This window comes from Corynebacterium tuberculostearicum, assembly GCF_046097255.1.
In the GTDB taxonomy this organism is placed as follows: Bacteria; Actinomycetota; Actinomycetes; order Mycobacteriales; family Mycobacteriaceae; genus Corynebacterium; species Corynebacterium tuberculostearicum_J.
On the sequence record NZ_CP175770.1, the window covers coordinates 2,512,870 to 2,534,588 of the forward strand.

Below are 21,719 nucleotides of genomic sequence, written 5' to 3' on the forward strand. Positions count from 1 at the left end.
GTACTCTTTGCTAACTTAGTACTAGTAGTACTTTGATGCATTAGGAGCTTTCATTGTCTTTGCCACTTTCCGAACTCCGCACCCGCTTAGGCCAGGTCATTGACCAAGCCCACTACGCAGGCACCCGCACCGTTGTCACCCGCAACGGTAAGGAAGCCGCAGTTATCATTTCGCCTCAAGAACTAGCATTCCTTGACCGCCTCGAAGCCGCCGCAGATGCTGAAGCCCTCCGCCAAGCCCGCGCAGCCGATACCGGCGAACGCTTCTCTTTTGAGCAGGTCACGGAAGAAATTGAAGGGCGCTAGCCGTAAATTGCCTCGGCTTCAAACCACTGCGAACCACTCACGACATGCCTGTAGGCAAATTTCAGAGGAAAGGTCATCTCCTTCTTGGAGTACAGCTGCACCGCAGAGCTGCCTGAAAGCATGATTCCAGGCCACCGCTTGTGTAGGATGCGAGCTACCTCCATGGCAGTCGGTTCCCGCCACGTATAGATCCCGCGGCCGATTCGGATTATCTTTCCATTCGCTACATGAGTTTGCAGTTCTCCCCTGCTTAGGCCTGAAACCAGTACTTCTTCCATGCTTCCCCCTTTGAGCATTATCCCCCTGCCCGAAAGCTTAGAGCACGCTTCCTCACGCCGCAGGCTACAACGATGCACAGCAAGCACGTTTTATCCTTTTCCTCCGCGAATTTTGCCCAATCGTGCTTGTTTTGCATGTTGGCAAGGGGCGACGAGAACTTCGCTAAAGCTTAGGAGACAAAACAAGCACGTTTTGCCGAAAAACTACGTGGTTTTGGCTAAAACGTGCTTGTTTTGTTTGGCCTTAGACCGGAGAACTACTCTCCCAGCAGCTTGTCGCGCAGGTTCTTATCCTTCTGCTCGACTTCCTCGGCCATCTGCTTTTGGTAGTCCACCATCTTGTCTTGGATGGCGGGGTCGTCAGCGCCGAGGATGCGGGCGGCGAGCAGGCCGGCGTTCTTCGCACCACCGATGGAGACGGTGGCTACCGGCACGCCACTGGGCATCTGCACGATGGACAGGAGGGAGTCGAGGCCATCGAGATCCTTTAGTGCGCGGGGGATACCGATGACCGGCAGCGGCGTGGCCGCGGCGACCATGCCGGGAAGGTGCGCGGCACCGCCGGCGCAAGCGATAATCGCCTTCAACCCGCGGGTATGGGCTTCCTTGGCATAGGCCAGCATCTTTTCCGGGGTGCGGTGGGCGCTGACCACGCCGACCTCGAAGGGGATGCCAAAGTCCGCGAGGACCTGAGCGGCGGGTTCAACGGTGGGCCAATCGGAATCGGAGCCCATGATGATGCCTACGTGCGGTTGCATAGTGTCCTTTCTACAGGAAGGAATTTAAGCCCATTCGGCGTGCACGAGGAAGTGCGCGGCCTGGCGGGCGATGGTCAGGGTCTCGTCGGTATCTTCACCGGTGACGTTGACGTGGCCAATCTTGCGGCCTGGGCGGTGGTCCTTGCCGTAAAGGTGAATCTTGGCCTGCGGGTAGCGCTGCATGACCTCGCGGACGCGCTCCGGCATAGGCATGGTGGGATCTTCGTCAGCGCCCAAAACATTGGCCATCACGGTGACGGGGGCGAGCGCGTCGACTGCGCCCAAGGGGAGGTCGAGCACGGCGCGCAGGTGCTGCTCAAATTGGGAGGTCACGCAGCCATCCTGGGTCCAGTGGCCGGTGTTATGCGGGCGCATGGCCAGTTCGTTGACGGAGATATCCTCGCCTTCGGGGCCGTCGAAGGCAAAGAGTTCGACGGCCAGCACGCCGGTCACGCCGAGGGATTCAGCGATGGACAGGCCCAGCTCGGAGGCGCGCTGGGAAAGTTCCGGTGTAAGGCCAGGGGCGGGAGCGATGGCCTCGGCGCAGATGCCGTTTTCCTGGCGGGATTGGGTAATCGGCCACACCTTGGCCTCGCCGGAAGGACGGCGGGCGACCAAGATGGAAAGCTCGCGGGTAAGTTCCACCTTTTCCTCTGCCATCAGCGGGGTTCCGGCCTCGAGCAGCTCGGAGACCAGCTCAAAGCAATTATCGGCGGTGGGGAACCATACGCCCTTGCCGTCATAACCACCGCGGCGGGCCTTGAGGCACACGCGGCCATCGACGGCGTCGAAAAAGGCGCGGGCATCGGCCACCGAGTCGATGGCGGCAAAGCGCGGCACGGGAGCGCCCAGCGCGGCGAGCTTTTCGCGCATCTTGAGCTTATCTTGCGCATAAATGAGGGCGGTGGGCTGGGGCTGGACGTTAAATCCGGCGTCGATAAGCGCGGCGGAGTGCTCGTTGGGCACATGCTCATGCTCGAAGGTAATGGCATCCGCGCCCTCTGCCACACCGCGCAGCTCCTCCAAGGAGGTGTAATCCCCCAGCACCACGTCCGGGGTGACCTGCGCGGCGGAGGAATCCGGCTTGCTAGCCAGAATCCGCAGGTGAATATCGAGTTCCGCGGCGGCCGGCTGCATCATGCGAGCCAGCTGGCCGTCGCCACAAACAGTTACAATAGGCTTTAAGTCACTCACGTCCCCCAATACTAGCCTGGATACTATGTTCACTCGTCATACCATCTTCCAAAATTCCCTCATGTCCGCTTTGCTGGACGGCATTTTTGACGGCGAAATGACCATTTCGGAACTGCTTGGTAAGGGCAATTTTGGCCTCGGCACCTTTGATGGCCTCGACGGAGAGATGATCATTTTGGACGGCACCTGCTACCAGCTGCGCGGCGATGGCTCCGCGCAGATTGCAGACCTAGACCAGCGCACCCCCTACGCGGTGGCCACGAACTTTGTCCCGCGCATTACTGCCGACGCCCCCGCGGGCCTGCGCCGCGATCAGCTCTCCGCGTTCATCGATAAACTCGAGCCTTCCGCCAACTATATGTACGCGGTGCGCATCGTGGGCACGTTCAAGGAGGTGACCACCCGCACGGTGGTCAAGCAAGAAAAGCCCTACCCGCCAATGTCAGAAGCCGTGGGCGGCGATAAGGAGCTGCATTTTAAGGACGTCGAGGGCGTCATCGGCGGCTTCCGCACCCCCGTTTATGAAAAGGGAATCTCGGTACCGGGCTGCCACGTGCACTTTATCGACGCCGCCCGCACCTCCGGTGGCCACGTGCTGGACTACGTAGTGGATGAGGCAACGGTTGAGCTCTGCCCCGCCTCCGACCTAGAACTGCGCCTGCCGCTGACGCAAGAATTCAGCCGGGCCAACCTCTCTCCCGAGGATCTGGATAGCCAGCTGCACACCACGGAGGTTAAAACCAAGGGCGATCGTTAATAATCTCAGCCACGCGCTTGGGCCTGGCCACGTTGGGAAAATACATGGCTCGGTCCCAGCCGTGAATGGCTAGGGACACCCCGCCCCGGCGCTTGCGGGCGCCGCGGATATCCTGCAGTGGAATCGAATCTATATTGCGGCCCTCGCGCGCGATGACGCGCCTATTAGTCACGATGAAGCGCTTGCGGCGGGCCTTATAAAGAGGAATGAGAAAGCGCCAGATTCCCAGCAGCGCCCACACCGCGACGAGGCCATTGCGCAGCATCGGGTCTACTGCTTGGACATCGCACCAGCCGATGGCAATCCACAGCAGGCCGGTGATGAGGATGAGCTCGAGGAAGGGGAAAATCAGCGCGCGAAACGGCGCGGAGACATCCGCACGTTTGACCTCTCCTTGGCCCATCTTCATTAGTCCCATAGCTATGGATGCTACCTCGCGTGTCTACCGTGTAGGTCTACTGCTGCGGGCGCAGGTGCGTGACATCACCCGCGGAGTAGTACTCGCCGGCGACCATGATGCGGCCGTCCTCGCCGATGTCATCGACGTGTCCGGTGACATCGCCGGACGGGGTTTCCAAGCGCACCTCTTGGCCAAGCGAAGAACAGACCGCACGGTAGTCGCGCAGGAGCTGCGGATCTTGGTTCTCCCACTGCACGATGCGACGGCGCAGGTTCTTCAGCACGGTAATGGCCAGCTCGGTTCGGTCAGTATCACGGCCTTCGAGCTCGAGCGAGGTCGCCTTTTCAATAGGTAGGTCCTCACGCGTCAGGGTGACATTGATGCCCATGCCCACGACGACGCGCGCGGATGGTGCGGCGCCACCTACTGCCTTATTAACCTCTGCCTTGTTGACTTCGGCCTTGCCTACCTCCACCTTGGTGAGCTCGGTCTTTGGCGCGGCCTTGAAGGCTTGGCCCACGGGACCGGCCTCGGCGAGGATGCCGCACAGTTTATTGCCGTCGATGTGCACGTCGTTTGGCCACTTGAGCACGGTACCCTCGATCGAATCGGTCACCGCAAGGCCCGCGGCCAGCGGCAAGGTGCCCAGCTGCTCGAGGGATTCCGGCAGCAGGAGCACGGAGAAGATTACCTGGGAGCCGGCCGGCGCGGTCCAAGTGCGGCCGAGGCGGCCCTTGCCGGAAAATTGCTCGTCGGCAAGCAGCACGGTGCCATCCGCAACATTGGTGGCCTGCATCAAATCGGTATTGGTGGAGCCGGTCTTTTCCACGAAATCGATGGTGGTGAAATCGTTCGCCAGCGCGGTGCGAATACGTTCCAAATCAAGTGCAGTCATAAGCTTCAAGGATACCGGCCACCAATGGTGCTAGTGTGTTGCGCATGGCAAAGGTCACTTTTGAAAAGGTCAACATCACCTACCCCGGCGCGAGCGCGCCCACGGTAAAGGACTTGGACCTCGATATCGCGGACGGCGAATTTCTGGTACTCGTTGGCCCTTCGGGTTGCGGCAAGTCCACCACGCTGCGTGCCTTGGCGGGTCTGGAACCTACATCCAACGGCCGCATCACCATCGACGGCAAGGACGTGACCAACCTGGAACCAGGCGATCGCGATATTGCCATGGTTTTCCAGAACTACGCCCTCTATCCGCACCTGACGGTGGAGGAGAACATGGGCTTTGCCCTGAAGCTGGCAAAGCTTCCCAAATCCGAGATCAAAGCCAAGGTGCACGAGGCGGCGGAAACGCTCGGCCTGACCGAGTATCTCAAGCGCAAGCCCAAGGATCTTTCGGGTGGCCAGCGTCAGCGCGTGGCCATGGGCCGCGCTATTGTGCGCGAGCCGAAGGCCTTCCTTATGGACGAGCCGCTGTCCAACCTGGACGCCAAGTTGCGCGTGCAAACCCGCGCGGAGTTGGCCAGCCTCCAACAGCGCCTGGGCACGACGACGGTGTATGTCACCCACGACCAGGTGGAGGCTATGACCATGGGCGACCGCGTGGCGGTACTCAAGGACGGCGAGCTACAGCAGGTAGCCCCGCCGCGCGAGCTTTACGACGCCCCCGCGAACGAATTCGTCGCCGGTTTCATCGGCTCGCCGGCGATGAATATCTTTGATTACAACGGTTCCCGCGTGGGCGTGCGCCCGGAAAAGATGTTCATTAATAAGGGCCCGGTGGGCTTCCAAGGCGTCGTAGACATTGTGGAAGAGCTGGGAGCCGAGTCCTATGTCTACGTCACCGTTGGCGACAATCGTCTAGTTGCCCGCGCCGAAGGTACCCCACCGCAGCGGGGTGAAGCGGTGGTACTGACCTTCAACCCACGCGAGGCGCACCGCTTCGATCCAGAAACGGGCCGTCGCATCGCCTAGGACTAGCTGAACTAACCGGAGCGGTAAGTCAAACGTGAAAACGGCGGCTGGTCTCCACACGCAGTGTGGGGACGATGCCGGTTGTAGTAATGCAGCCAGGCGTCGAGCTCACCGCGGCGTTCGGCTTCGGAAGTATACCGGTGGGCGTTGAATCACTCGCCAACCCCACCAGGACCGCGGTGGCGGTGATTGCGGTTTCGCCATCGTGAATCTCGGCGTAGACGAGGCAGAAGTAGTCGTCGATGACGGCGTGGACGTAGACCGTGCCTATCCACGGGTCGTAGGGCTTGCTCCGGGGTGGTCATGCTCGTAGCGCGGCCGACGCGAGTCAGCCGGTTGAAATGGCAAGACGAGAGGATACGGTCGGCCATGAGACCTGGAAGCGGGCAGCGACCTCGCTAATCGGCCATCCGTCGTCGACGAGGAGTTGGGCGACCTCCGAGCGGTGGCGAGGTGTGAGGATGGCGTTGGCATGCATTAATCCTCTCCTGCCTCGACAAGCGTCTTCTGCGGCATCTTGAGTTGTCCCAGGGCTGCGAGGAGTGCTCCCGTGGCCAGTGGCACTAGTCCGGCGGCGATAAACAGAGTTCTGATGTCGATGTGGCGGCTGAGGAGTCCGGTGAGAGCGATGGACAGAGGCATGAAGGCGATGGATATAAAGAAGTCGAGGCTGGCGACCCGGCCGAGCATCTCCAAGGGGACGTGTTCTTGGAGTACTGCTCCCCAGATGACCATTCCGATCCCGATCAGCGCCCCGTAGAACGCGAGGCCTGCGCCGATGGCCCACGAATTGCTGGTGAGCGCCGGGATGGACAGGGGCAGGCATCCGATCACCCAGGCACCGACCATGGCCGGCAGGAAGCGTTCCGGTGTGCGCCACGACCCAGCTAGCAGAGAACCCACCACCCCGCCCGCGCCGAGGGCAGCCAGGACGGTGCCGTAGAGTGCAGGTCCGTTGTCATGCGATGAGCGCATGAGGGCAGGTAGGAGGACTTCGAGTGGTCCAGTCACTACCAGTCCCATTACGGCCGCGAACAGGACACTGGAGCGGACCCAACGTGTGCGGGAAACGTAGCGGAAGCCGTCGAGCAGGTCGGTGATCAGTGAGTCTTCCGCACCGTCGGTCTCGGGCTCGGCGCGGGTGGGGGCGGGAAGCTGCAGAGCCGCAAGCAGGGCAAGTCCGAGTGCTGCTGCGATGAGGTATCCGCCAGCGGCGGGCATGCTGGCACCGATGACCGCTCCGACGGCGGCGGGCGCAATTGCCTGTCCGACCAACGGGCGGGCGGCACCTTCGAGGCCGTTGACGGCCATTAAGTCGTCACCGTCCACCAGGACTGGCACCAGCGCCGTGTAGGCGGGGAAGAAGAAGGCGGTTGAAGTGCCAATAATGAACGCGGAAACCGCGAGCATCCAGAAGGTAACAATGCCGAGGATTGCTGCCGTGGACGTCGCGGTCGCGATAGCGAGGTTCAGGGTGAGCACGCCCACGATGACGGACTTATTGGGGATCCGGTCTGCAATTACGCCAGCTGGGAGGGATCCTGCAAGCAGGCCAATGCCGCTCCAGACTACGACACCCGACAGGGTGGCTGGCGTGGCGCCCAGGTCGAGGGTCTGCATGGCAAGGTAGAGGGCCCAGGCACCCTGGGCGAAGATGGTCAGCACCATCGCTGCGAACAGCTGACGGTACGTGGTGATGGTCAAGGGGTAAAGCGGGTTCATGGCATGTCCTTCAGGTCAAGGTTCAGGTGGGGCCAGTCGGCCAGGTCGTGGAGCATCTGCCGGTCATGCGTGGCAACGATCACCGCGCAGGAGGTCTGCAGCAGCTCGGTGGTGATGTCATCAACGAGGATCGAGGACAGATGATTGATGGGCTCGTCCAGGAGCAGCAGGTCTGGATCCTGGGCCAGACACATGGCCAGGTGGAGACGGCGTTGCTGTCCTTGCGACAAGCGCCCCACCGGCGTGCCGGTTGCGGAGGCTTCCAGCAGCCCGAGCGAGCCGAGGGACGGCGCCTGAGCTCGACGGCCTAGCTTCGTCAGGTACGCCTCATAGACCTCGTGTGCGGGGCTGGAGCGGTCCCAGTCGGGGACCTCTTGGGACAGCAGAGCGATGCGCGCTCTCGGATTAACTCGCACATGTCCCGTGGTGGGGGCCAGCCGCCCTGCGAGAAGTGCCAACAGGGTGGATTTTCCCGTGCCGTTCGGTCCGGTGACCACCAACCGGTCACCGCCGTTCACGTCGACCGAAACCGGAGCGTCCAATCGGTCCTTCACAGTAACCTGGGTGGCGTTCATGATGCTCTGTCCGGCACGGGTTGCCGAGGCGGGCCACGCAAGACGCAGTGGCGGCGCCGGGACGCCGATTTCATGACTTTTCAGGTCTTCGATACGTCGGTTGAAGGCTTGGACCACTCCAGCAGCGCGTGTGGCGCGTTGGTGCTTGCCTGTGCCCTTTTCAGGTCTCCATCCACCCTGGGACAGGCGGGAGCGCGCCTCGGCTGCAGCGCGTGTCAGTTCCTCGTGTCGGGCAACCTGGGCGGCGTGATCCTGTTCCCACTTGAGGCGTTCTCGTCGGCGGCCTTCAATCCAGCCTTTGTAGCCGCCCGAGTAGGTTCGCGGGACACCATCTCGGGTCGGGTCGAGATCCAGGAAGGTCGTCGCCACATCATGCAGCAGCGCGCGGTCGTGACTGACCAGAGCCAGGCCACCAGGGTGGTCACGCAGTTGCTCGGTTAGAAAAGACAGTCCTTCAGCATCCAGGTGGTTGGTGGGCTCATCCAACAGGAGCAGGTCGGGGGTCGATCCAAGTGCGACGGCGAGCCGGACCCGGTAACGTTGTCCGACCGACAAGGTCGACAGGATGCGAGCGCGGTCGCTGCAGGCGTCAAGGCCTGCCAGTGCGATGTCCACCCGCCTTTCTGCGTCCCAGGCGTCCAGTAGCGTGGCGGTCTCGAGCGCTGCGGAATAGGCATCGGCCGCGTCGTCACCCGCGGCGAGTGCAGCGCTCGCGACGTCAAGGGCCTCGAGCGCAGACCTAGAGGGAGCAGTCGCTTCGGCGATGAGGTCGCCGACGGTGCGGTTACCCTCGGCAGACATGTCCTGCTTAACCAAGACGCGGGAACCCATCTGGGTCACTACTCCCGAGTCAGGGGTCAGGAGCCCGGCCAAAATGTGAAGCAAGGTGGTCTTGCCACGACCGTTGTCCCCGACGATCGCCAGACGTGAGCCGGCGGAGACGGTGACGTCCAGCCCGTTCAGGAGGTGCCTGTCCCCCAAGGTGATGTGGATTGATTCAGCGCGGATGTGTGCGGCGAGCCCTTGGGGCGTTCCACTCCACACACATGACCGCAAGGTTGGTGTGTTTGGCATTGCATACTCTCAGCTCGTCATGGAGCCGGGCAGCACAAGATGGCCGCCCGGCAGATGGCCAGGACGGCAGACGAAAGATCAGAAGGGGTCCCGCCGCCGTCAGCGGGCGGAACGCAGCTTCATGGAAGCGATGCCTGAGTACATGCGGCAGAGTCTACCCAGCGGGGCGGATCTCGGCAAACCAATTAACATCTAAGGTCAATACAACTAGCACCCACGATTCCCCACGGAGGAGACTTAGCCGCGAAGGCAGCTAGGCCGTCGTAGAACAGGTACACGGCCAAGCCAGCCACATCCCCCTTTACTACCCCCATTTAGAGTTAAATAGGCCAAAATTATCCACCTTTTGGTTTCCGTATTTTAGGTTTAAAGAACCGAAAGTTTTCCGAAAGGTGAATTCCATGAAGAAATTCTTGCTTCGCACCACCGTGGCGACAACCGCAGTTTTGGCACTGGCCGGCTGCTCTTCTTCCTCCTCCGATTCCGCTGCGGGCGGTTCCTCCGAGGGCGGCGCGGATGCGCGCGGCCCCATCACCTTTGCCATGGGCAAAAATGACACGGACAAGGTGACCCCCATCATCGAGAAGTGGAACGAACAGCACCCGGACGAGAAGGTCACCCTCAAGGAGCTGGCCGGCGAGGCCGACGCCCAGCGCGAAACCCTGGTGCAGTCCCTGCAGGCGGGCAGCGATGACTACGATGTCATGGCCCTCGACGTAGTGTGGACCGCGGAGTTCGCCGCCAACCAGTGGCTCCAGCCGCTCAATGGTGACTTTGAAACCAATACGGATGAACTGCTGCCGGCCACCGTGGAGTCCGCCACCTATAACGATGTGCTCTACGCCCTGCCGCAAAACACCAACGGTCAGCTGCTTTTCCGCAATACCGAGCTCGCGGACAAGGCACCGGAGAAGTTCGCGGATCTTAAGTCCGCCTGCAAGGCGCTGGACAAGGGCAAGGACTGCCTGACCACCCAGCTCAAGCAGTACGAGGGCTTGGCGCTCAACACCGCCGGCTTTATGGAAGGCTGGGGCGGCTCCGTCCTGGATAAGGACGGCAACGTCACCGTGGACTCCAAGGAGGCCAAGGACGGCCTGCAGGCCATGGTCGATGCCTACAAGGAGGAGACCATTTCCAAGGACTCCACCGCCGCTACCGAGGAAGAAACCAATATGGCCTTTACTGAGGGCAAGACCGCCTTCGCCATGAACTGGCCATATATGTACTCCAACGCGGTGGATGCCGGCATCGACGTCGAGGTTCAGGCCCCGCTGGGCAAGGACGGCGTAGGCGTGTCCACGCTGGGTGGCTATAACAACGGCATCAATATCAACTCCAAGAATAAGGGCACCGCGCTCGACTTCATGAAGTTCATCATCAACGAGGACAACCAGAAGTCCTTCGCGGAGCAGTCCTTCCCGCCGGTCTTGGCTTCCATTTACGATGACCCGCAGCTGCAGCAGGAATTCCCGTACCTGCCGGCGCTCAAGGAGTCTCTAGAGAACGCGGCACCGCGCCCGGTTTCCCCGTTCTACTCGGCGATTTCTAAGGCCATCCAAGACAATGCCTACGCTGCCTTGACGGATGGCAAGTCGGTGGATGATGCCACCGCCGATATGAAGGCGGCCATCGAATCGGCTTCCCAGGGCTAAGCGCCCAATCCGGGTGAGGTAGGCGGACACCCCGCCGCCTCACCCTTTGTGGTTTTCACTCCCCTAATGGGGATAGAATCTAGCCAATACTTAGCATTTCTTGAACAGAAAGGCGGTCCAGCGTGGCTATTGCTTCGCCGACTGCGTCCAAGGGGGCGCCGAAGGGGGCGTCGGCAAGCGTGCCGAAGCCCCAGCGCAAGAATTATGGGCGCGTGGCCGGGCTGATTGCTCCGGCGCTCATCGTGCTCGCCGTCATCATCGGCTACCCCATCATCCGCGCCATTTTTCTGTCCTTCCAAGGCAATAGGCACCTCAACCCGCAAACGGGGCTTTTTGAGGAAGGCGGCTTTGCCGGGCTGGAAAATTATCTGTACTGGATTAATAACCGGTGCGTTTCCGGCACTGGTCAGATTTCTACCTGCCCGCCGGGCGTTATCGCCACGGACTTTTGGCCGGCGGTAAAGATTACGCTCTTTTTCACCATCGTTACCGTGCTGCTGGAGACCATCCTGGGCATACTGATGGCGCTCATTATGAATGGTGAGTACCGCGGCCGCGGCCTGGTGCGTGCTGCGGTTCTTATCCCGTGGGCTATTCCTACGGCCGTCACGGCCAAGCTATGGCAGTTCATGTTCGCCCCGGAGGGCATCGTTAACTCGCTGCTTGGTGCGAACATTGCCTGGACCACGGACCCGTTCTACGCTCGCCTCGCCGTCATCATCGCGGACGTATGGAAGACAGCACCATTCATGGCGCTGCTCATCCTGGCCGGCCTGCAGATGATTCCCAAGGACGTTTACGATGCCGCCCGCGTGGACGGCGCCAACCGTATTCAGACTTTCTTCCGCATCACGCTCCCGCTGGTGCGCCCGGCGCTCATGGTGGCCGTGCTCTTCCGCACCCTGGATGCGCTGCGCATGTATGACCTACCGGTCATCATGATTTCTAGCTCCTCCAACTCCCCCACCGCGACCATTTCGCAACTGGTGGTAGAGGACATGCGCCAGGGCAACTTCAACTCCGCCTCCGCGCTTTCCACCCTTATTTTCCTTCTCATCTTCGTCGTCGCCTTTATCCTCATCCGCTTCCTTGGCGCGGATGTCTCCGGCAGGAAGGCAGCTAAATAATGCGTAAATTCGGACACTACGCCGGCATCATTTTCATCATGTTCTGGGGCCTAGCGCCCTTCTACTGGATGCTGGTGACGGCGCTGCGGGATCAGCGGTTCACCTTCGACACCACCCCGTGGCCCACCCACGTCACGCTGGATAATTTCCGCGATGCCCTGGCTACCGATAAGGGAAATGACTTCCTAGCCGCGCTCGGTAACTCGCTGCTTATCTCCCTGGTTACCACCGCTGTGGCCGTGCTCATCGGCGTCTTTACCGCCTATGCACTCTCCCGATATGACTTCCCGGGCAAAGGAATCGTGACCGGCATTATCCTGGCCGCCTCGATGTTCCCGGCCATTGCCTTGGTCACCCCGCTCTTCCAGCTCTTTGGCAACCTGGAATGGATTGGTACTTACCGCGCGATGATCATCCCCAATATTTCCTTCGCGCTTCCGCTGACGGTTTATACGCTGCTGAGCTTCTTCCGCCAGCTGCCTTGGGAACTAGAAGAAGCAGCCCGGGTGGATGGTGCCTCGCGCTCCCAGGCTTTCCGCCTCATCCTCCTGCCTCTGGCAGCACCGGCGCTATTTACCACCGCGATCATCGCCTTTATCACCACGTGGAATGAGTTCATGCTGGCCAAGCAGCTGTCCACCACCGATACCGAGCCGGTGACCGTAGCCATTGCACGCTTTTCCGGCCCGTCCGCTTTCGAGTACCCGTATGCTGCAACCATGGCCGCCGGCGCATTGGTGACCATCCCATTGGTCATCATGGTGCTCATCTTCCAGCACCGCATCGTCGCCGGTCTCACCGCAGGTGGTGTCAAGGCCTAATGCGCCGGGCCATGCTGTGGGATACCGCCTTAGGTTTCCTCGGTTTCTTTAGCCTCCTCGCGGTTATCCAAGCTGTACTCAATCTCTTCCACGACTCCCCCGCCTTATGGCCCGGCCTCCTCGCCGGCGTCTTGTGCCTCCTTACCTACCTGACCTGGCGGGCGAAAAGAAAGGACCTTTCATGAGCTGGTACCACAATGCCGTCTTCTACCAGGCCCTCGTCGGCTCCTTCAAGGCCGATGGGGATAAGGAGGTAGGCACGCTGCGCGGGGTCATCGATAAGCTGGATTACCTGCAGTGGCTCGGCGTGGACTGCCTGTGGCTCTCGCCGTTTTATGCCAGCCCCTTGCGCGATGATGGCTACGATATCGCGGACTACTACTCCATCCATCCGGATTACGGCACGATGGAGGACTTTGAAGAGCTCATTGCGCAGCTGCACCGCCGCGGCATGCGCATTATGACGGATCTGGCGCTCAATCACACCAGCTCCGACCACCCGTGGTTCCAGGCCTCCCGGACGGATCCCACCGGTCCGTATGGCGATTTCTATGTTTGGGGCGATGACCCAGAGCGCTACCCCGAAATCCGTGTCATTTTCACCGACGTGGAAACCTCCAATTGGACCTGGGATGACCAGCGCGGCCAGTACTACTTCCACCGCTTCTACTCCCACCAGCCGGATTTGAACTACGATAACCCGGCCGTGCAGGAGGAAGTGTTCAAGATCTTGTCCTTCTGGATGGACAAGGGGTTGGACGGCCTGCGCCTTGATGCTATTGCTTACCTCTTTGAACGCGATGGTCTGGGTGGCGAGTCCCTGCCGGAGACCATCGAGTTTGTGGAGAAGATTCGCTCCTTCATGGACACCCACTACCCGGACGCGGTGCTCATCGCGGAGGCCAACCAGCCTCCGGCCGAGACCATGCAGTTCTATGGCAAGGGCGAGCGCTTCCACATGGTCTTCAACTTCCCGGTTATGCCGCGGTTGTACCAAGCATTGGCGCTTGGCGACGCCACCCCGGTCTACTCCATCCTCGACGAACTGCCCCAGCTTCCGGAAAGCTGCCAATGGGGTACCTTCCTGCGCAACCACGATGAGCTCACTCTGGAGATGGTGGACGATAATGTGCGCGAGCTGATGTATGAGGCTTTCCTCCCCGATGATGAAATGCGCGCCCATGTGGGTATTGCCCGCCGGCTGATGCCGCTGATGAACGGCGATCGCCGCAAGGTGGAGCTCATGTTCTCACTGCTGATGACCCTGCCGGGCGCACCGTTTATCTACTACGGCGATGAGATTGGCATGCTCGATGACACCACGCTCCCGGACCGCTATGCGGTGCGCACCCCAATGCAGTGGGACGATTCCGAGCACTCTGGTTTCAGCACCAACGCACCTTCCCGCCTTCCGGTTGTGGGAGGTACCTCCGTGGCCGCCCAGCTTGATGACGCCACCTCGTTGCTCAACACCGTCCGCTCCATGATTGCCGAGCGCCATGCCCATCCGGATCTCGGCACCGCTCCGTGCGAGCCGGTCGAGACGGGCGAGGAAGCCGTCCTTGGCTATCAACGCGGCGATCTGCTGTGCCTGCACAACTTCAGCGATCGCTCCATCGACCTGGGCCCAGTAGAGCTCGGGCCGTACGGCTACGCCTGGCTGCCAGCCTAAGCCTGAGCGCGCAGCTGCAGCCTCCTCTCCTACTGGCGCACTGCGCAACCCACAGAGAAAAGCGCCCTGTCGGTCCTTATGGGCCGACAGGGCGCTTAATAGTTGTGGTGGCCTAGTTCCACTCAGGCGCGTCTTCGAGGCGCAGCTCGGAGTAGCGCGCTTCTGGCACAGAAGCCGAATACGGCTTGCCCTGGGCTTCCCACTGCTGGTCGGAGTTGCAGCGCACGTCCTGACCGTCAGTGTCGAGCATGGTAAAGCCCCATACCAGCTTGCCCTGCGAGTTCGCAGGCAAGGTGTACGGGCCAACCACCTGGTTTAGCTTCCAGTGCTGCTCGCTGACGTAGTTGAAGCCATAGGTCTTGGTCAGCACCTTGGCCAGCTCGCCGGTGCCCTCAACGGATCCGGAGACCTCGATGGTCTGCGTGCGAGCCTGGGTAACAGTGTGCTTGACCGGTACTTCCTCGGCGTTGCGGTTTGCCACGCTAGTAGCGTCGGTCTGCTTGAACCAGCGGCGCTTTGCGGTGACGTAGGTGCCGTTTTCACCTGGCGTCGAGCAATGCGTGCCTGGCTTGTAGTCGTCGTTCCAGCGCTGGGGCAGCTCAAAGTCCCCACCGAAATCAGCGGCGTGGGCAACAGGAGCGGCCACCAGGCTCAGCGCCGCGAGGGCGCTAGCGATGGACGTCTTGCTCACGTTTAGCCCCAATCGTTGTTATCGCGGGTGGAGACCTCGATGTGGCGCTCCTTCGGCAGGGTGGCGGTGAAGGTGCCGCCGTTGGCCTGCCACTTGTGGTCGGAGCCGCACACGGTCTTCTGGCCTTCGAAGTCAGAGACAACCCAGCCGGCGCGCAGGACGGCGGTCTTGCCCGGAGCAATGTTGTACGGACCAACCTGCTCGCCTACCTCGTAGGACTGGCTATCGGTGTAGCTGGAGGAGAAGGTGAAGTTGATGAGGTCCATCAGCTTGAAGTCAACGCCGGCGGAAACATTCCAGGTCTTGGTTTTGGTTTCCTTGATAGAACGGGTAACGGGCAGCGGCTCATCGTTGTAGTTGGACACGGTCCAGGAACCGGCGGAGCCATCGAAGTAGGTGCGCTTGATGTCAACGGTCTGGCCGGTATCACCCGGGTTGGAGCAACGCTCACCGATGGTGGTCGGGTTGGCCGGGCCGAGGTCGCGCTGCGGCAGGGCGTTAGCGGCCGGAGCGAAGATGAGGCCGGAAGCAACGGCAAGAGCCGCGGTGGTAGAAGCAATCTTGGACTTGAACATGGAACTTTCTCCTTGTGTAGGTGTGGTGGGGTTTAGTAGATGGTTTGGGTGGAAACCGGCAGGTCACGGAAGTCGTCCGGAGTGACGTCCTCGGTGCGGGTATTGCCGGCCTTATCGGTGATCTTGGCCTCTGCCCAGAAGCCGCTCGGGGCGGAGGTCTGCTTGTAGTTAGAGGTGAGGTCGTAGTCTCCGCTCTTGCCGCAGTGAATCTCGCGGTAGTTAATGCGGGTCATGGTGGTGCCATACTCCACACGCACGCGCTCGCCTGGCTTGAGGTCGACGTGCTTGAGCTCGGTGCCGACCGGCATGTAGGCGCGCTTTACGGCACCGACGGACTCCAGCCAGCCCTTCGGAATATCGCCGCGGTTGCCCTGCCAGTTGGTGTATGGGGCGTGCTCGGCGCCAACGACGAAGTCAGTTACCGGTGCAAACTCGTAGTCACCCTTGGACCAGTTGAGGAAGTCCGTGGAGTAACCAGCCTTGCGGTAGGTCGGCTTTACAGCGGTGATGTCCAGCGGGTACCAGGAGCTATCGCCGGCTTCACACTTATCGCCTTCCTTAGGCCAGGAGGGATCGCGCTGCAGATCCGCAGAAGGCTGCATGATCTCATCCTTCTTCGGATCGGCGATCTTCTCTAGGCTCGGGCCGGATACGGAGGTGTAGTTGCCCTCGATGGGCTTGGAGTTTGCACCCGGGGAACGGGATGGAATTTCCATGGCCAGATCAGACACGGAGCCGTCCGCCTTGATGATGTAGGCAAAGGCGTAGCGCTCGGCCGGGCCCTTACCGCGGATGACGTTAGAGCCTGGGATATTTTCCAAGCGGTCATCGTTGCAGCCTACGAACATGGAGATGAAGTCCTTTTCAATCACGCCGTACTCGACGCGGAAGGACTCACCCGGCTTCAGCTTCACTGGGCCGAAGGTTTCTTTATCGCGCCAGCCGTTGGTCATCTTCAGACCGATATCGGACTTAGCGGTGGTGTCCCAACCGGAAGGCAGCTTGGCCTTGGAATTGGCTTCAATCTCGTGATTGGTACCAGTTTCTACCTCGGCGGTGTAGGGCACTTCTTGGTTGGTGGTGTTTTTAAACTGCAGGGTGCCGTCGCTCATGTAGCGGCGGCCGGTTTCTGCAAAGCGCCATTCGCGCTCTGCATTATCGCCGGCGGCACTGCAGCTCTTGTAGAGGTTGGAAATGGGATATGCCTGCGGCATCGGGGGAACATCTCCCGCGTGTGCCACTGGCGTGAAGAGAGCCGCTACGGCGAGCGGTGCGAGCAAACGCAGTCCCTTTTTAATCACCAGAAGACCGTCCTTAATAGATCGTTAAAATCAGGGGAAACATTCATGAAGACTCAGGCAATCATAAGGGCTTACGGGGCACACATCAATAGTTGAATGAAAATCTTTCTAATGCTTTTATCCACCTTGAGGTGCAATAATGGGCACTCACCTGCCCAGCACCGTTAAATGTTTACAGTGGGAACCACCCCCAGATTAGGGCCCTTTGGCCTAGTGCCACCCAAGGAATTCCCAGGTTTTATGCACCGCCCACACTGTGGTGGCATTTGCCACCCAATCATTTTCCGCACCGCGTCCCCGCAGCGTTCCATTCCGCATTGACCGGGGTGCGCTAGTAATGTGGGGGCCTATGACTGACCTGAAAACCACCGCCGGCAAGATCGAGGACCTGGACGCCAAGCTCGCCGAGTCCCGCGCGCCGCTGGGAGAAGGCGAGCCGGCCGCCCGCACCCGCGTGACGCAGCTGCTCGATGAGGGCTCCTTCGTGGAAACGGACGCGCTAGCCCGCCACCGCTCTACCGACTTCGGTCGCGAGCATGACCGCCCTTATACCGATGGCGTGGTCACCGGCTACGGCACTATCGACGGCCGCCGCGTGTGCGTCTTTAGCCAGGACGGCGAAATCTTCGATGGCACGATGGGTGAGGTTTATGCCGAAAAGCTCACCAAGATATATGACCTCGCCATCAAGACCGGCGTGCCCATCATCGGCATCTATGAATCCACCGGCCCGCGTGTACAAGAAGGCATCGTCACCATGGCCGGATACGCCCGCCTCATGGCGCGTGTCTCCCAGGCTTCGGGCCTCATCCCGCAGATTTCCGTTGTCGCAGGCAATACCAGCGGCATTGCGGCGTTCGCGCCAACGTTTGCCGATGTCCTCGTAGTCACCCAGGGCACCGCCCTCCACCAGGCCGCCAGCCACGTGGCCGGCGCGGAGCCGGAAACCTTCGGCGGCGCCGCAGCCCACGCGGAATCCGGCACTGCCCACTTGGTGGCCAGCGATGACAAGCAGGCTCTGTCCCTCGTGCGCGACGTTGTGGCTTACCTACCCGCCAATAACCGCGCTGAAGCGCCGCGCGTGGAGGCCGGTAGCGTCGCGGACTTCGATCTCAATAGCGTCATCCCGGATACCGCCGCGCAGGCTTATGACATGAATGATGTCATCAAGGCTGTCGTCGATGAAGGCTCCTTCTTCGAACTTTCTGCCGAGGCGGCACAAAACATCGTTACTGGCTTTGCCTACATCGATGGCCGCGCCGTCGGCATCGTTGCCAACCAGCCGCTGGCACTCGCCGGCGCACTGGATTCCGCCGCGGCAGAAAAGGCCGCACGCTTCGTGCGTACCTGCGATGCCTTCAATACCCCCATCGTGGAATTCGTGGACTCCCCAGGCTTTGTGCCTACCCCGGAAGAGGAAAAGGCCGGACTGCTGCGCAGAGCGTCGAAGTTTGCCTATGCGCAGGCTGAAGCGAGCGTCGGCAAGCTCACTGTGATCACCCGCAAGGCCATTGGCCCGGCCTACGTATTTATGGGCGCCAAGGACCTCGGCGCGGACCTGGTCTACGCATGGCCCACCGCGGAAATTGCCGTCACCCAGGCCTCCCAAGCTTCCCTGGCCATTTATGGCTCGGAGGACAAGGAAGAGGAGATGGACGAGCTCTTCTTGCACCCGTATGCCGCAGCAGAGCGCGGGCTGGCCGATAATGTCATCGAGCCAACGGCAACCCGCCACTACCTGGTAGAAGGCCTGCGCCTGCTAGAGCGCAAGGCCGTAGCCCAGGTACCGAAGAAGCACGGAACCGTTTAGGAGGGCACATGTCTGCACCTGAAATCAAGGTAGTAAAGGGCAATCCCACCGAGGATGAGCTCGCGGCCCTGCGCACAGTCTTAGCGCAGATGAGTGCAAAACACTCGGGCGCTACCGGCGAGCGCAATGAATGGGGCAACCCAGCCGAGCGCTTCGAGCGCTTTGGCGCGCAGCGCGTCTACAACCCCTCCGCCTTCCATACCGTGCGGTACTTCTAATGCGGCTTATCCTTGCCTCCCAATCACCCTCGCGCGCGTCTATCCTGCGCGGCGCGGGCGTGGAGCCCGTTTTAGAGCCGGCCGATATAGACGAGCGCTCCCTCGAAGCCTCGCTTGCGGGCCACCCACCGGCCGATATCGTGGCAGCCTTAGCCACCGCCAAGGCCGAAAAGGTGGCCGAGCGCTACCCCACCGAGCCCGTCATCGGCGGCGATTCCATGCTGCTGCTCGACGGCGAGCTACAAGGCAAGCCCCATACCGAGGAAGCCACCATCGAGCGCTGGCACCAGCAAGCCGGCCGCACAGCCGAGCTGCTTACCGGCCACTGCCTCATCTTTGGCAATAAGCGCCATGTGGAAACATCCACCACCACGGTGCACTTTGCCCAGGCCAGCGAGGCCGATATCGCAGCATATGCCTACTCCGGCGAGCCTCTCCACTGCGCCGGTGCCTTCACCTTGGAAGCAATGGGCGGCTGGTTCATTGACCGCATCGAAGGCGATCCTTCCTCCGTTATCGGTTTGTCCTTGCCAGTGGTGCGCCGCGCGCTCTACGCCTTTGACCTGAACGTCTCCGATTTCTGGTAGCCGCGCGTCGGCGCCGCTACAGTGGGGTGGCATGGAAATGAAAGACATGCTTGCCCCGAAACCCATTGAGCTGCCGGCCGATCCCGGCGCAGAGTCCACCTCAGACCTCGCCGCCGGCATTGTTGCCCACCCCGATTCCCCGCTGCTGTGGGCGCTCCTAGCGGAGCAGGAACTCAACCAGCAGGAGGGCTCTGAGCCGTCCGCTTTCATCACGGCCTATGCCTACGCTCGCACGGGCTACCACCGCAGCCTCGATCGCCTGCGCGGTAATGGTTGGAAGGGTTGGGGCCCTGTCCCCTTCTCCCATGAGCCGAACCAGGGTGTCCTGCGCGCCATCGCCGCGCTCGGACACGCAGCCAAGGCCATCGGCGAGGACGACGAGTATGACCGCATTCGCCAGATGCTTTCCGACGCCGACCCGGAGTCCGTCGCCACCCTCCTAGACTAATCCTGGAGTTCCCGCATGCCTGCCGTGACACCGCGCTACCTACGCCGCTTCTCTGCCGCCGTATTGCTCACCGCTGCCGTGCCGCTCGCGCTGAGTGCCTGCGGTGCTCAGGAGGATTCTTCTTCCTCCCATCAGCCGGTCTTTTCCAGCCAAGCACCTGCCGAAGATGATTCCGCCGGCGGGGACGATGCGGGTTCCGCTGCAGCACCCTCCCCGTCGGAGTCCACCAATAAGGGCGAGAAGTCAGCCACGCAGCAGCAGGATAAGAGCGAGGACAGCGAGTGCACGGAGCTCCCCAACGACCCGCGCAAGGTCTACGCCTCTGGAACGGCACCTGGGCGCATGCCCGCTGATGACGGCAGCGATTTCAATTACTGGATCGCCGATATCGATAACTCCTATGACCCGTGCGCCACGATTAGCTGGATCATCTTCCGCGGCTCAATGGGCGATTTAAACGGCCCGGCAGGCACCGGCGCCTCGATTACTGATGGCATAGCCTTCTACGTCAATGGCGCCCCGGCCAAGGACATGTCCATCTTCCACAAGGTAGAGAGCGTCACCCCGGTCTCAGACAACGAGGTCGATTTCACGTGGGGAGAGCGCAGCCGCACCACCGCAGAGGGTATTACCGCCCACCACACCGTGCGCCTGCGGGCACAGGGCGATTCCCTCGAACCGGTATCCGGCGAAGTCGCGGAATTCAACAAGATGTGGGTTGACCTTCCCAGCTACCAGCTTGGCACCTACGACTAACTTTTAGGCCGGCACTTAAACGTCTCTGCCTGTAACAAAGCGCGCCCCAGCGGAATCCCGCCGGGGCGCTCGCCTTTGCTCGCTTAATTGCGCAAGCAGCTCATTACAGCGCTAGTCCATCTTGTCCAAGATGTCGCCGGTGTTTTGCGCAATGCGCACGTTAGCCACCATGGCTTCCAGGAACAGCCTGATGGTGACCATGATTGCGTAGTAGATGACAGTGCTCAGTACCGCCAGGAAGATGAAGGCAAAGATGCTTCCGAAGATGGCGGACGCGGAATCTTCCTGAATGCCATAAATGCCCATGCCGGTGGCGAAAAAGAAGGCACCGAGGAGGTGAAGGATCCACATGATGCCGCCAAGAATCATGGCAACCTTGTAGATTTCCTTCACGTGGGTAAGTGTCAGGAAGTGCTTGAACTCGAACTCAAAGAGCCCGCCCAATAGGCCGTCCTTCTTGCCCAGGCCCTTGAGAGCGTCACTCATTTGGCTCTTCTTATCACCGAGAGTCTGGCCGGAATCGGCAGGAGCATCGCCTGCTTGCGGGAACTGTCCGAATCCCTGGCTCGTGCCCTGCTGTTGGGTGTAGCCGCCGAAAACCGGCTGATCGCTAGCGGACTGGGCGGAACCGAATTGGTTGCCGTTCGCAGCAGCATCCGACGATGCCGAATCCGTAAATGGATTATGCGCACGGGAGGCAGCGCCCCCGCTTGGGGTGGAGGACTTCGAGGAGGCCCAGAAGTCAGAGGAGTTGCCCTCCGCGCTCGGCTTCGGGGAGGAAAGGTAACTCGAATTTCCAGGCTCACCAGGCTTATCGGTGTGGCCGAAAGACTTCGTCTCCTTGGCATCGGTAGAGCCGAATTCCTTAGTCTCATTCACCTCGGAGGCACCGGCGCCTTCGGCGCTTTTCGCAGCGTCCTCGGCGCGGTGACGCGGGGTTTCAGAAAAATCGCGCGGAGAAAAATCCTTCGGAAACCCGTCGGAGTTGAAATCATTATCAGCCATAATCTGGTCCTTAGAAAATGCTTTAGGGGGATGGTAGGAAAATGCCCCACGGTCACCCGTGGGGCCA

The 21,719-nt window shown here is 60.9% G+C and carries 24 protein-coding genes and 2 pseudogenes; 13 read left to right on the forward strand and 13 right to left on the reverse strand.

Features of this window, described 5'->3' with window-relative positions:
• The first annotated feature begins 53 nt into the window (after nt 1-53).
• Complete coding sequence (locus tag ACKFRY_RS11945) at nt 54-305, forward strand: type II toxin-antitoxin system Phd/YefM family antitoxin (RefSeq protein ID WP_040424847.1); 252 nt, start codon at nt 54-56, stop codon at nt 303-305.
• Here ACKFRY_RS11945 and ACKFRY_RS11950 read toward each other — a convergent pair.
• The 3 genes from ACKFRY_RS11950 to ACKFRY_RS11960 all read right to left on the reverse strand — a co-directional run bounded on the left by ACKFRY_RS11950 (nt 302) and on the right by ACKFRY_RS11960 (nt 2,481).
• Nucleotides 302-583 (reverse strand): type IV toxin-antitoxin system AbiEi family antitoxin domain-containing protein, encoded by a 282-nt coding sequence (locus ACKFRY_RS11950; protein WP_250408846.1) that lies wholly within the window; start codon nt 581-583, stop codon nt 302-304. The two genes, ACKFRY_RS11945 and ACKFRY_RS11950, sit on opposite strands and share 4 nt — an antisense overlap.
• Nucleotides 584-840: 257 nt before the next feature.
• Entirely contained in the window at nt 841-1,341 is a 501-nt protein-coding gene (gene purE / locus ACKFRY_RS11955) for a 5-(carboxyamino)imidazole ribonucleotide mutase (RefSeq protein WP_005326706.1), read from the reverse strand.
• A gap of 24 nt (nt 1,342-1,365) precedes the next feature.
• Nucleotides 1,366-2,481: a 5-(carboxyamino)imidazole ribonucleotide synthase gene (locus ACKFRY_RS11960; protein WP_408923434.1), complete on the reverse strand. Its 1,116-nt coding sequence runs from the start codon at nt 2,479-2,481 to the stop codon at nt 1,366-1,368.
• Between the two features lie 79 nt (nt 2,482-2,560).
• On the opposite strand from ACKFRY_RS11960, the gene budA reads away from it, so the two are divergent.
• Entirely contained in the window at nt 2,561-3,292 is a 732-nt protein-coding gene (budA, locus tag ACKFRY_RS11965; RefSeq protein ID WP_408922928.1) for an acetolactate decarboxylase, read from the forward strand.
• Here the strand turns inward: budA and ACKFRY_RS11970 are convergent.
• Nucleotides 3,270-3,710 carry a hypothetical protein gene (locus ACKFRY_RS11970; protein WP_179387465.1) on the reverse strand — a complete coding sequence of 147 codons (441 nt, stop codon included), beginning with the start codon at nt 3,708-3,710 and terminating at the stop codon, nt 3,270-3,272. The two genes, budA and ACKFRY_RS11970, sit on opposite strands and share 23 nt — an antisense overlap.
• Before the next feature lie 37 nt (nt 3,711-3,747).
• Entirely contained in the window at nt 3,748-4,587 is an 840-nt protein-coding gene (locus tag ACKFRY_RS11975; protein ID WP_408922929.1) for a biotin--[acetyl-CoA-carboxylase] ligase, read from the reverse strand.
• A 44-nt stretch (nt 4,588-4,631) separates the two neighbouring features.
• Between ACKFRY_RS11975 and ACKFRY_RS11980 the strand changes: the two genes are divergently transcribed.
• Complete coding sequence (locus tag ACKFRY_RS11980) at nt 4,632-5,618, forward strand: ABC transporter ATP-binding protein (protein ID WP_408922930.1); 987 nt, start codon at nt 4,632-4,634, stop codon at nt 5,616-5,618.
• Nucleotides 5,619-5,629: 11 nt separating this feature from the next.
• Here the strand turns inward: ACKFRY_RS11980 and ACKFRY_RS11985 are convergent.
• From ACKFRY_RS11985 to ACKFRY_RS12000, 4 genes and pseudogenes are all read right to left on the reverse strand, one after another.
• Nucleotides 5,630-5,716, reverse strand: a pseudogene (locus ACKFRY_RS11985) (hypothetical protein); the annotation flags it as partial.
• A gap of 260 nt (nt 5,717-5,976) precedes the next feature.
• Nucleotides 5,977-6,096: pseudogene (locus ACKFRY_RS11990) on the reverse strand (IS481 family transposase); the annotation flags it as partial.
• Nucleotides 6,096-7,340, reverse strand: a complete 1,245-nt coding sequence (locus tag ACKFRY_RS11995) for an MFS transporter (protein WP_408922931.1) — start codon at nt 7,338-7,340, stop codon at nt 6,096-6,098. The gene ACKFRY_RS11995 and the pseudogene ACKFRY_RS11990, both read right to left, overlap by 1 nt.
• Nucleotides 7,337-8,989 (reverse strand): ATP-binding cassette domain-containing protein, encoded by a 1,653-nt coding sequence (locus ACKFRY_RS12000; RefSeq protein WP_408922932.1) that lies wholly within the window; start codon nt 8,987-8,989, stop codon nt 7,337-7,339. Before ACKFRY_RS12000 ends, ACKFRY_RS11995 begins: the two co-directional genes overlap by 4 nt.
• A 401-nt stretch (nt 8,990-9,390) precedes the next feature.
• Between ACKFRY_RS12000 and ACKFRY_RS12005 the strand changes: the two genes are divergently transcribed.
• The 5 genes from ACKFRY_RS12005 (at nt 9,391) to ACKFRY_RS12025 (ending at nt 14,261) form a co-directional block, all read left to right on the forward strand.
• Nucleotides 9,391-10,641 carry an ABC transporter substrate-binding protein gene (locus ACKFRY_RS12005; RefSeq protein ID WP_408919180.1) on the forward strand — a complete coding sequence of 417 codons (1,251 nt, stop codon included), beginning with the start codon at nt 9,391-9,393 and terminating at the stop codon, nt 10,639-10,641.
• 122 nt (nt 10,642-10,763) lie between these two features.
• Nucleotides 10,764-11,768, forward strand: coding sequence for a carbohydrate ABC transporter permease (locus ACKFRY_RS12010; protein WP_408921460.1), 1,005 nt, complete (start codon nt 10,764-10,766; stop codon nt 11,766-11,768).
• Nucleotides 11,768-12,589, forward strand: a complete 822-nt coding sequence (locus ACKFRY_RS12015; RefSeq protein WP_005326715.1) for a carbohydrate ABC transporter permease — start codon at nt 11,768-11,770, stop codon at nt 12,587-12,589. The genes ACKFRY_RS12010 and ACKFRY_RS12015 overlap by 1 nt, the downstream gene beginning before the upstream one ends.
• Nucleotides 12,589-12,774, forward strand: coding sequence for a hypothetical protein (locus ACKFRY_RS12020; protein ID WP_005326716.1), 186 nt, complete (start codon nt 12,589-12,591; stop codon nt 12,772-12,774). The genes ACKFRY_RS12015 and ACKFRY_RS12020 overlap by 1 nt, the downstream gene beginning before the upstream one ends.
• Entirely contained in the window at nt 12,771-14,261 is a 1,491-nt protein-coding gene (locus ACKFRY_RS12025; RefSeq protein WP_250408836.1) for an alpha-amylase family protein, read from the forward strand. Before ACKFRY_RS12020 ends, ACKFRY_RS12025 begins: the two co-directional genes overlap by 4 nt.
• Before the next feature lie 112 nt (nt 14,262-14,373).
• Here ACKFRY_RS12025 and ACKFRY_RS12030 read toward each other — a convergent pair whose 3' ends face one another.
• From ACKFRY_RS12030 to ACKFRY_RS12040, 3 genes are read right to left on the reverse strand one after another with little or no spacing between them, the layout of a single operon-like run.
• Complete coding sequence (locus tag ACKFRY_RS12030) at nt 14,374-14,952, reverse strand: hypothetical protein (RefSeq protein ID WP_005326721.1); 579 nt, start codon at nt 14,950-14,952, stop codon at nt 14,374-14,376.
• A gap of 2 nt (nt 14,953-14,954) precedes the next feature.
• Nucleotides 14,955-15,527 (reverse strand): hypothetical protein, encoded by a 573-nt coding sequence (locus ACKFRY_RS12035; RefSeq protein ID WP_005322542.1) that lies wholly within the window; start codon nt 15,525-15,527, stop codon nt 14,955-14,957.
• A gap of 32 nt (nt 15,528-15,559) precedes the next feature.
• Nucleotides 15,560-16,828, reverse strand: a complete 1,269-nt coding sequence (locus ACKFRY_RS12040; protein WP_005326723.1) for a hypothetical protein — start codon at nt 16,826-16,828, stop codon at nt 15,560-15,562.
• Nucleotides 16,829-17,177: 349 nt separating this feature from the next.
• On the opposite strand from ACKFRY_RS12040, the gene ACKFRY_RS12045 reads away from it, so the two are divergent.
• The 5 genes from ACKFRY_RS12045 to ACKFRY_RS12065 are packed head-to-tail and all read left to right on the forward strand — an operon-like array spanning nt 17,178 to nt 20,647.
• Nucleotides 17,178-18,638 carry an acyl-CoA carboxylase subunit beta gene (locus ACKFRY_RS12045; RefSeq protein WP_250408833.1) on the forward strand — a complete coding sequence of 487 codons (1,461 nt, stop codon included), beginning with the start codon at nt 17,178-17,180 and terminating at the stop codon, nt 18,636-18,638.
• Nucleotides 18,639-18,646: 8 nt separating this feature from the next.
• Nucleotides 18,647-18,856 carry an acyl-CoA carboxylase subunit epsilon gene (locus ACKFRY_RS12050; RefSeq protein ID WP_198492599.1) on the forward strand — a complete coding sequence of 70 codons (210 nt, stop codon included), beginning with the start codon at nt 18,647-18,649 and terminating at the stop codon, nt 18,854-18,856.
• Complete coding sequence (locus tag ACKFRY_RS12055; protein WP_408921461.1) at nt 18,856-19,443, forward strand: Maf family protein; 588 nt, start codon at nt 18,856-18,858, stop codon at nt 19,441-19,443. The genes ACKFRY_RS12050 and ACKFRY_RS12055 overlap by 1 nt, the downstream gene beginning before the upstream one ends.
• 31 nt (nt 19,444-19,474) lie before the next feature.
• Nucleotides 19,475-19,891: a DUF3151 domain-containing protein gene (locus ACKFRY_RS12060; RefSeq protein ID WP_049377994.1), complete on the forward strand. Its 417-nt coding sequence runs from the start codon at nt 19,475-19,477 to the stop codon at nt 19,889-19,891.
• Between the two features lie 15 nt (nt 19,892-19,906).
• Entirely contained in the window at nt 19,907-20,647 is a 741-nt protein-coding gene (locus ACKFRY_RS12065) for a hypothetical protein (protein WP_408922933.1), read from the forward strand.
• 111 nt (nt 20,648-20,758) lie between these two features.
• Here the strand turns inward: ACKFRY_RS12065 and ACKFRY_RS12070 are convergent, their stop codons facing one another.
• Nucleotides 20,759-21,652, reverse strand: a complete 894-nt coding sequence (locus tag ACKFRY_RS12070; protein WP_408922934.1) for a DUF4282 domain-containing protein — start codon at nt 21,650-21,652, stop codon at nt 20,759-20,761.
• Nucleotides 21,653-21,719 lie beyond the last annotated feature (67 nt).

Coding starts and splice junctions, on each gene's coding strand:
- budA (WP_408922928.1), top strand. CDS start 2,561: ATGTTCACTCGTCATACCATCTTCCAAAATTCCCTCATGTCCGCTTTG.
- ACKFRY_RS12020 (WP_005326716.1), top strand. CDS start 12,589: ATGCGCCGGGCCATGCTGTGGGATACCGCCTTAGGTTTCCTCGGTTTC.
- ACKFRY_RS11950 (WP_250408846.1), bottom strand. CDS start 583: ATGGAAGAAGTACTGGTTTCAGGCCTAAGCAGGGGAGAACTGCAAACT.
- ACKFRY_RS11975 (WP_408922929.1), bottom strand. CDS start 4,587: ATGACTGCACTTGATTTGGAACGTATTCGCACCGCGCTGGCGAACGAT.
- ACKFRY_RS12065 (WP_408922933.1), top strand. CDS start 19,907: ATGCCTGCCGTGACACCGCGCTACCTACGCCGCTTCTCTGCCGCCGTA.
- ACKFRY_RS11970 (WP_179387465.1), bottom strand. CDS start 3,710: ATGGGACTAATGAAGATGGGCCAAGGAGAGGTCAAACGTGCGGATGTC.
- ACKFRY_RS11980 (WP_408922930.1), top strand. CDS start 4,632: ATGGCAAAGGTCACTTTTGAAAAGGTCAACATCACCTACCCCGGCGCG.
- ACKFRY_RS11995 (WP_408922931.1), bottom strand. CDS start 7,340: ATGAACCCGCTTTACCCCTTGACCATCACCACGTACCGTCAGCTGTTC.
- ACKFRY_RS12025 (WP_250408836.1), top strand. CDS start 12,771: ATGAGCTGGTACCACAATGCCGTCTTCTACCAGGCCCTCGTCGGCTCC.
- ACKFRY_RS12035 (WP_005322542.1), bottom strand. CDS start 15,527: ATGTTCAAGTCCAAGATTGCTTCTACCACCGCGGCTCTTGCCGTTGCT.
- ACKFRY_RS11960 (WP_408923434.1), bottom strand. CDS start 2,481: ATGATGCAGCCGGCCGCCGCGGAACTCGATATTCACCTGCGGATTCTG.
- ACKFRY_RS12050 (WP_198492599.1), top strand. CDS start 18,647: ATGTCTGCACCTGAAATCAAGGTAGTAAAGGGCAATCCCACCGAGGAT.
- ACKFRY_RS12015 (WP_005326715.1), top strand. CDS start 11,768: ATGCGTAAATTCGGACACTACGCCGGCATCATTTTCATCATGTTCTGG.
- ACKFRY_RS12060 (WP_049377994.1), top strand. CDS start 19,475: ATGGAAATGAAAGACATGCTTGCCCCGAAACCCATTGAGCTGCCGGCC.
- ACKFRY_RS12055 (WP_408921461.1), top strand. CDS start 18,856: ATGCGGCTTATCCTTGCCTCCCAATCACCCTCGCGCGCGTCTATCCTG.
- ACKFRY_RS12005 (WP_408919180.1), top strand. CDS start 9,391: ATGAAGAAATTCTTGCTTCGCACCACCGTGGCGACAACCGCAGTTTTG.
- ACKFRY_RS12045 (WP_250408833.1), top strand. CDS start 17,178: ATGACTGACCTGAAAACCACCGCCGGCAAGATCGAGGACCTGGACGCC.
- purE (WP_005326706.1), bottom strand. CDS start 1,341: ATGCAACCGCACGTAGGCATCATCATGGGCTCCGATTCCGATTGGCCC.
- ACKFRY_RS12070 (WP_408922934.1), bottom strand. CDS start 21,652: ATGGCTGATAATGATTTCAACTCCGACGGGTTTCCGAAGGATTTTTCT.
- ACKFRY_RS12000 (WP_408922932.1), bottom strand. CDS start 8,989: ATGCCAAACACACCAACCTTGCGGTCATGTGTGTGGAGTGGAACGCCC.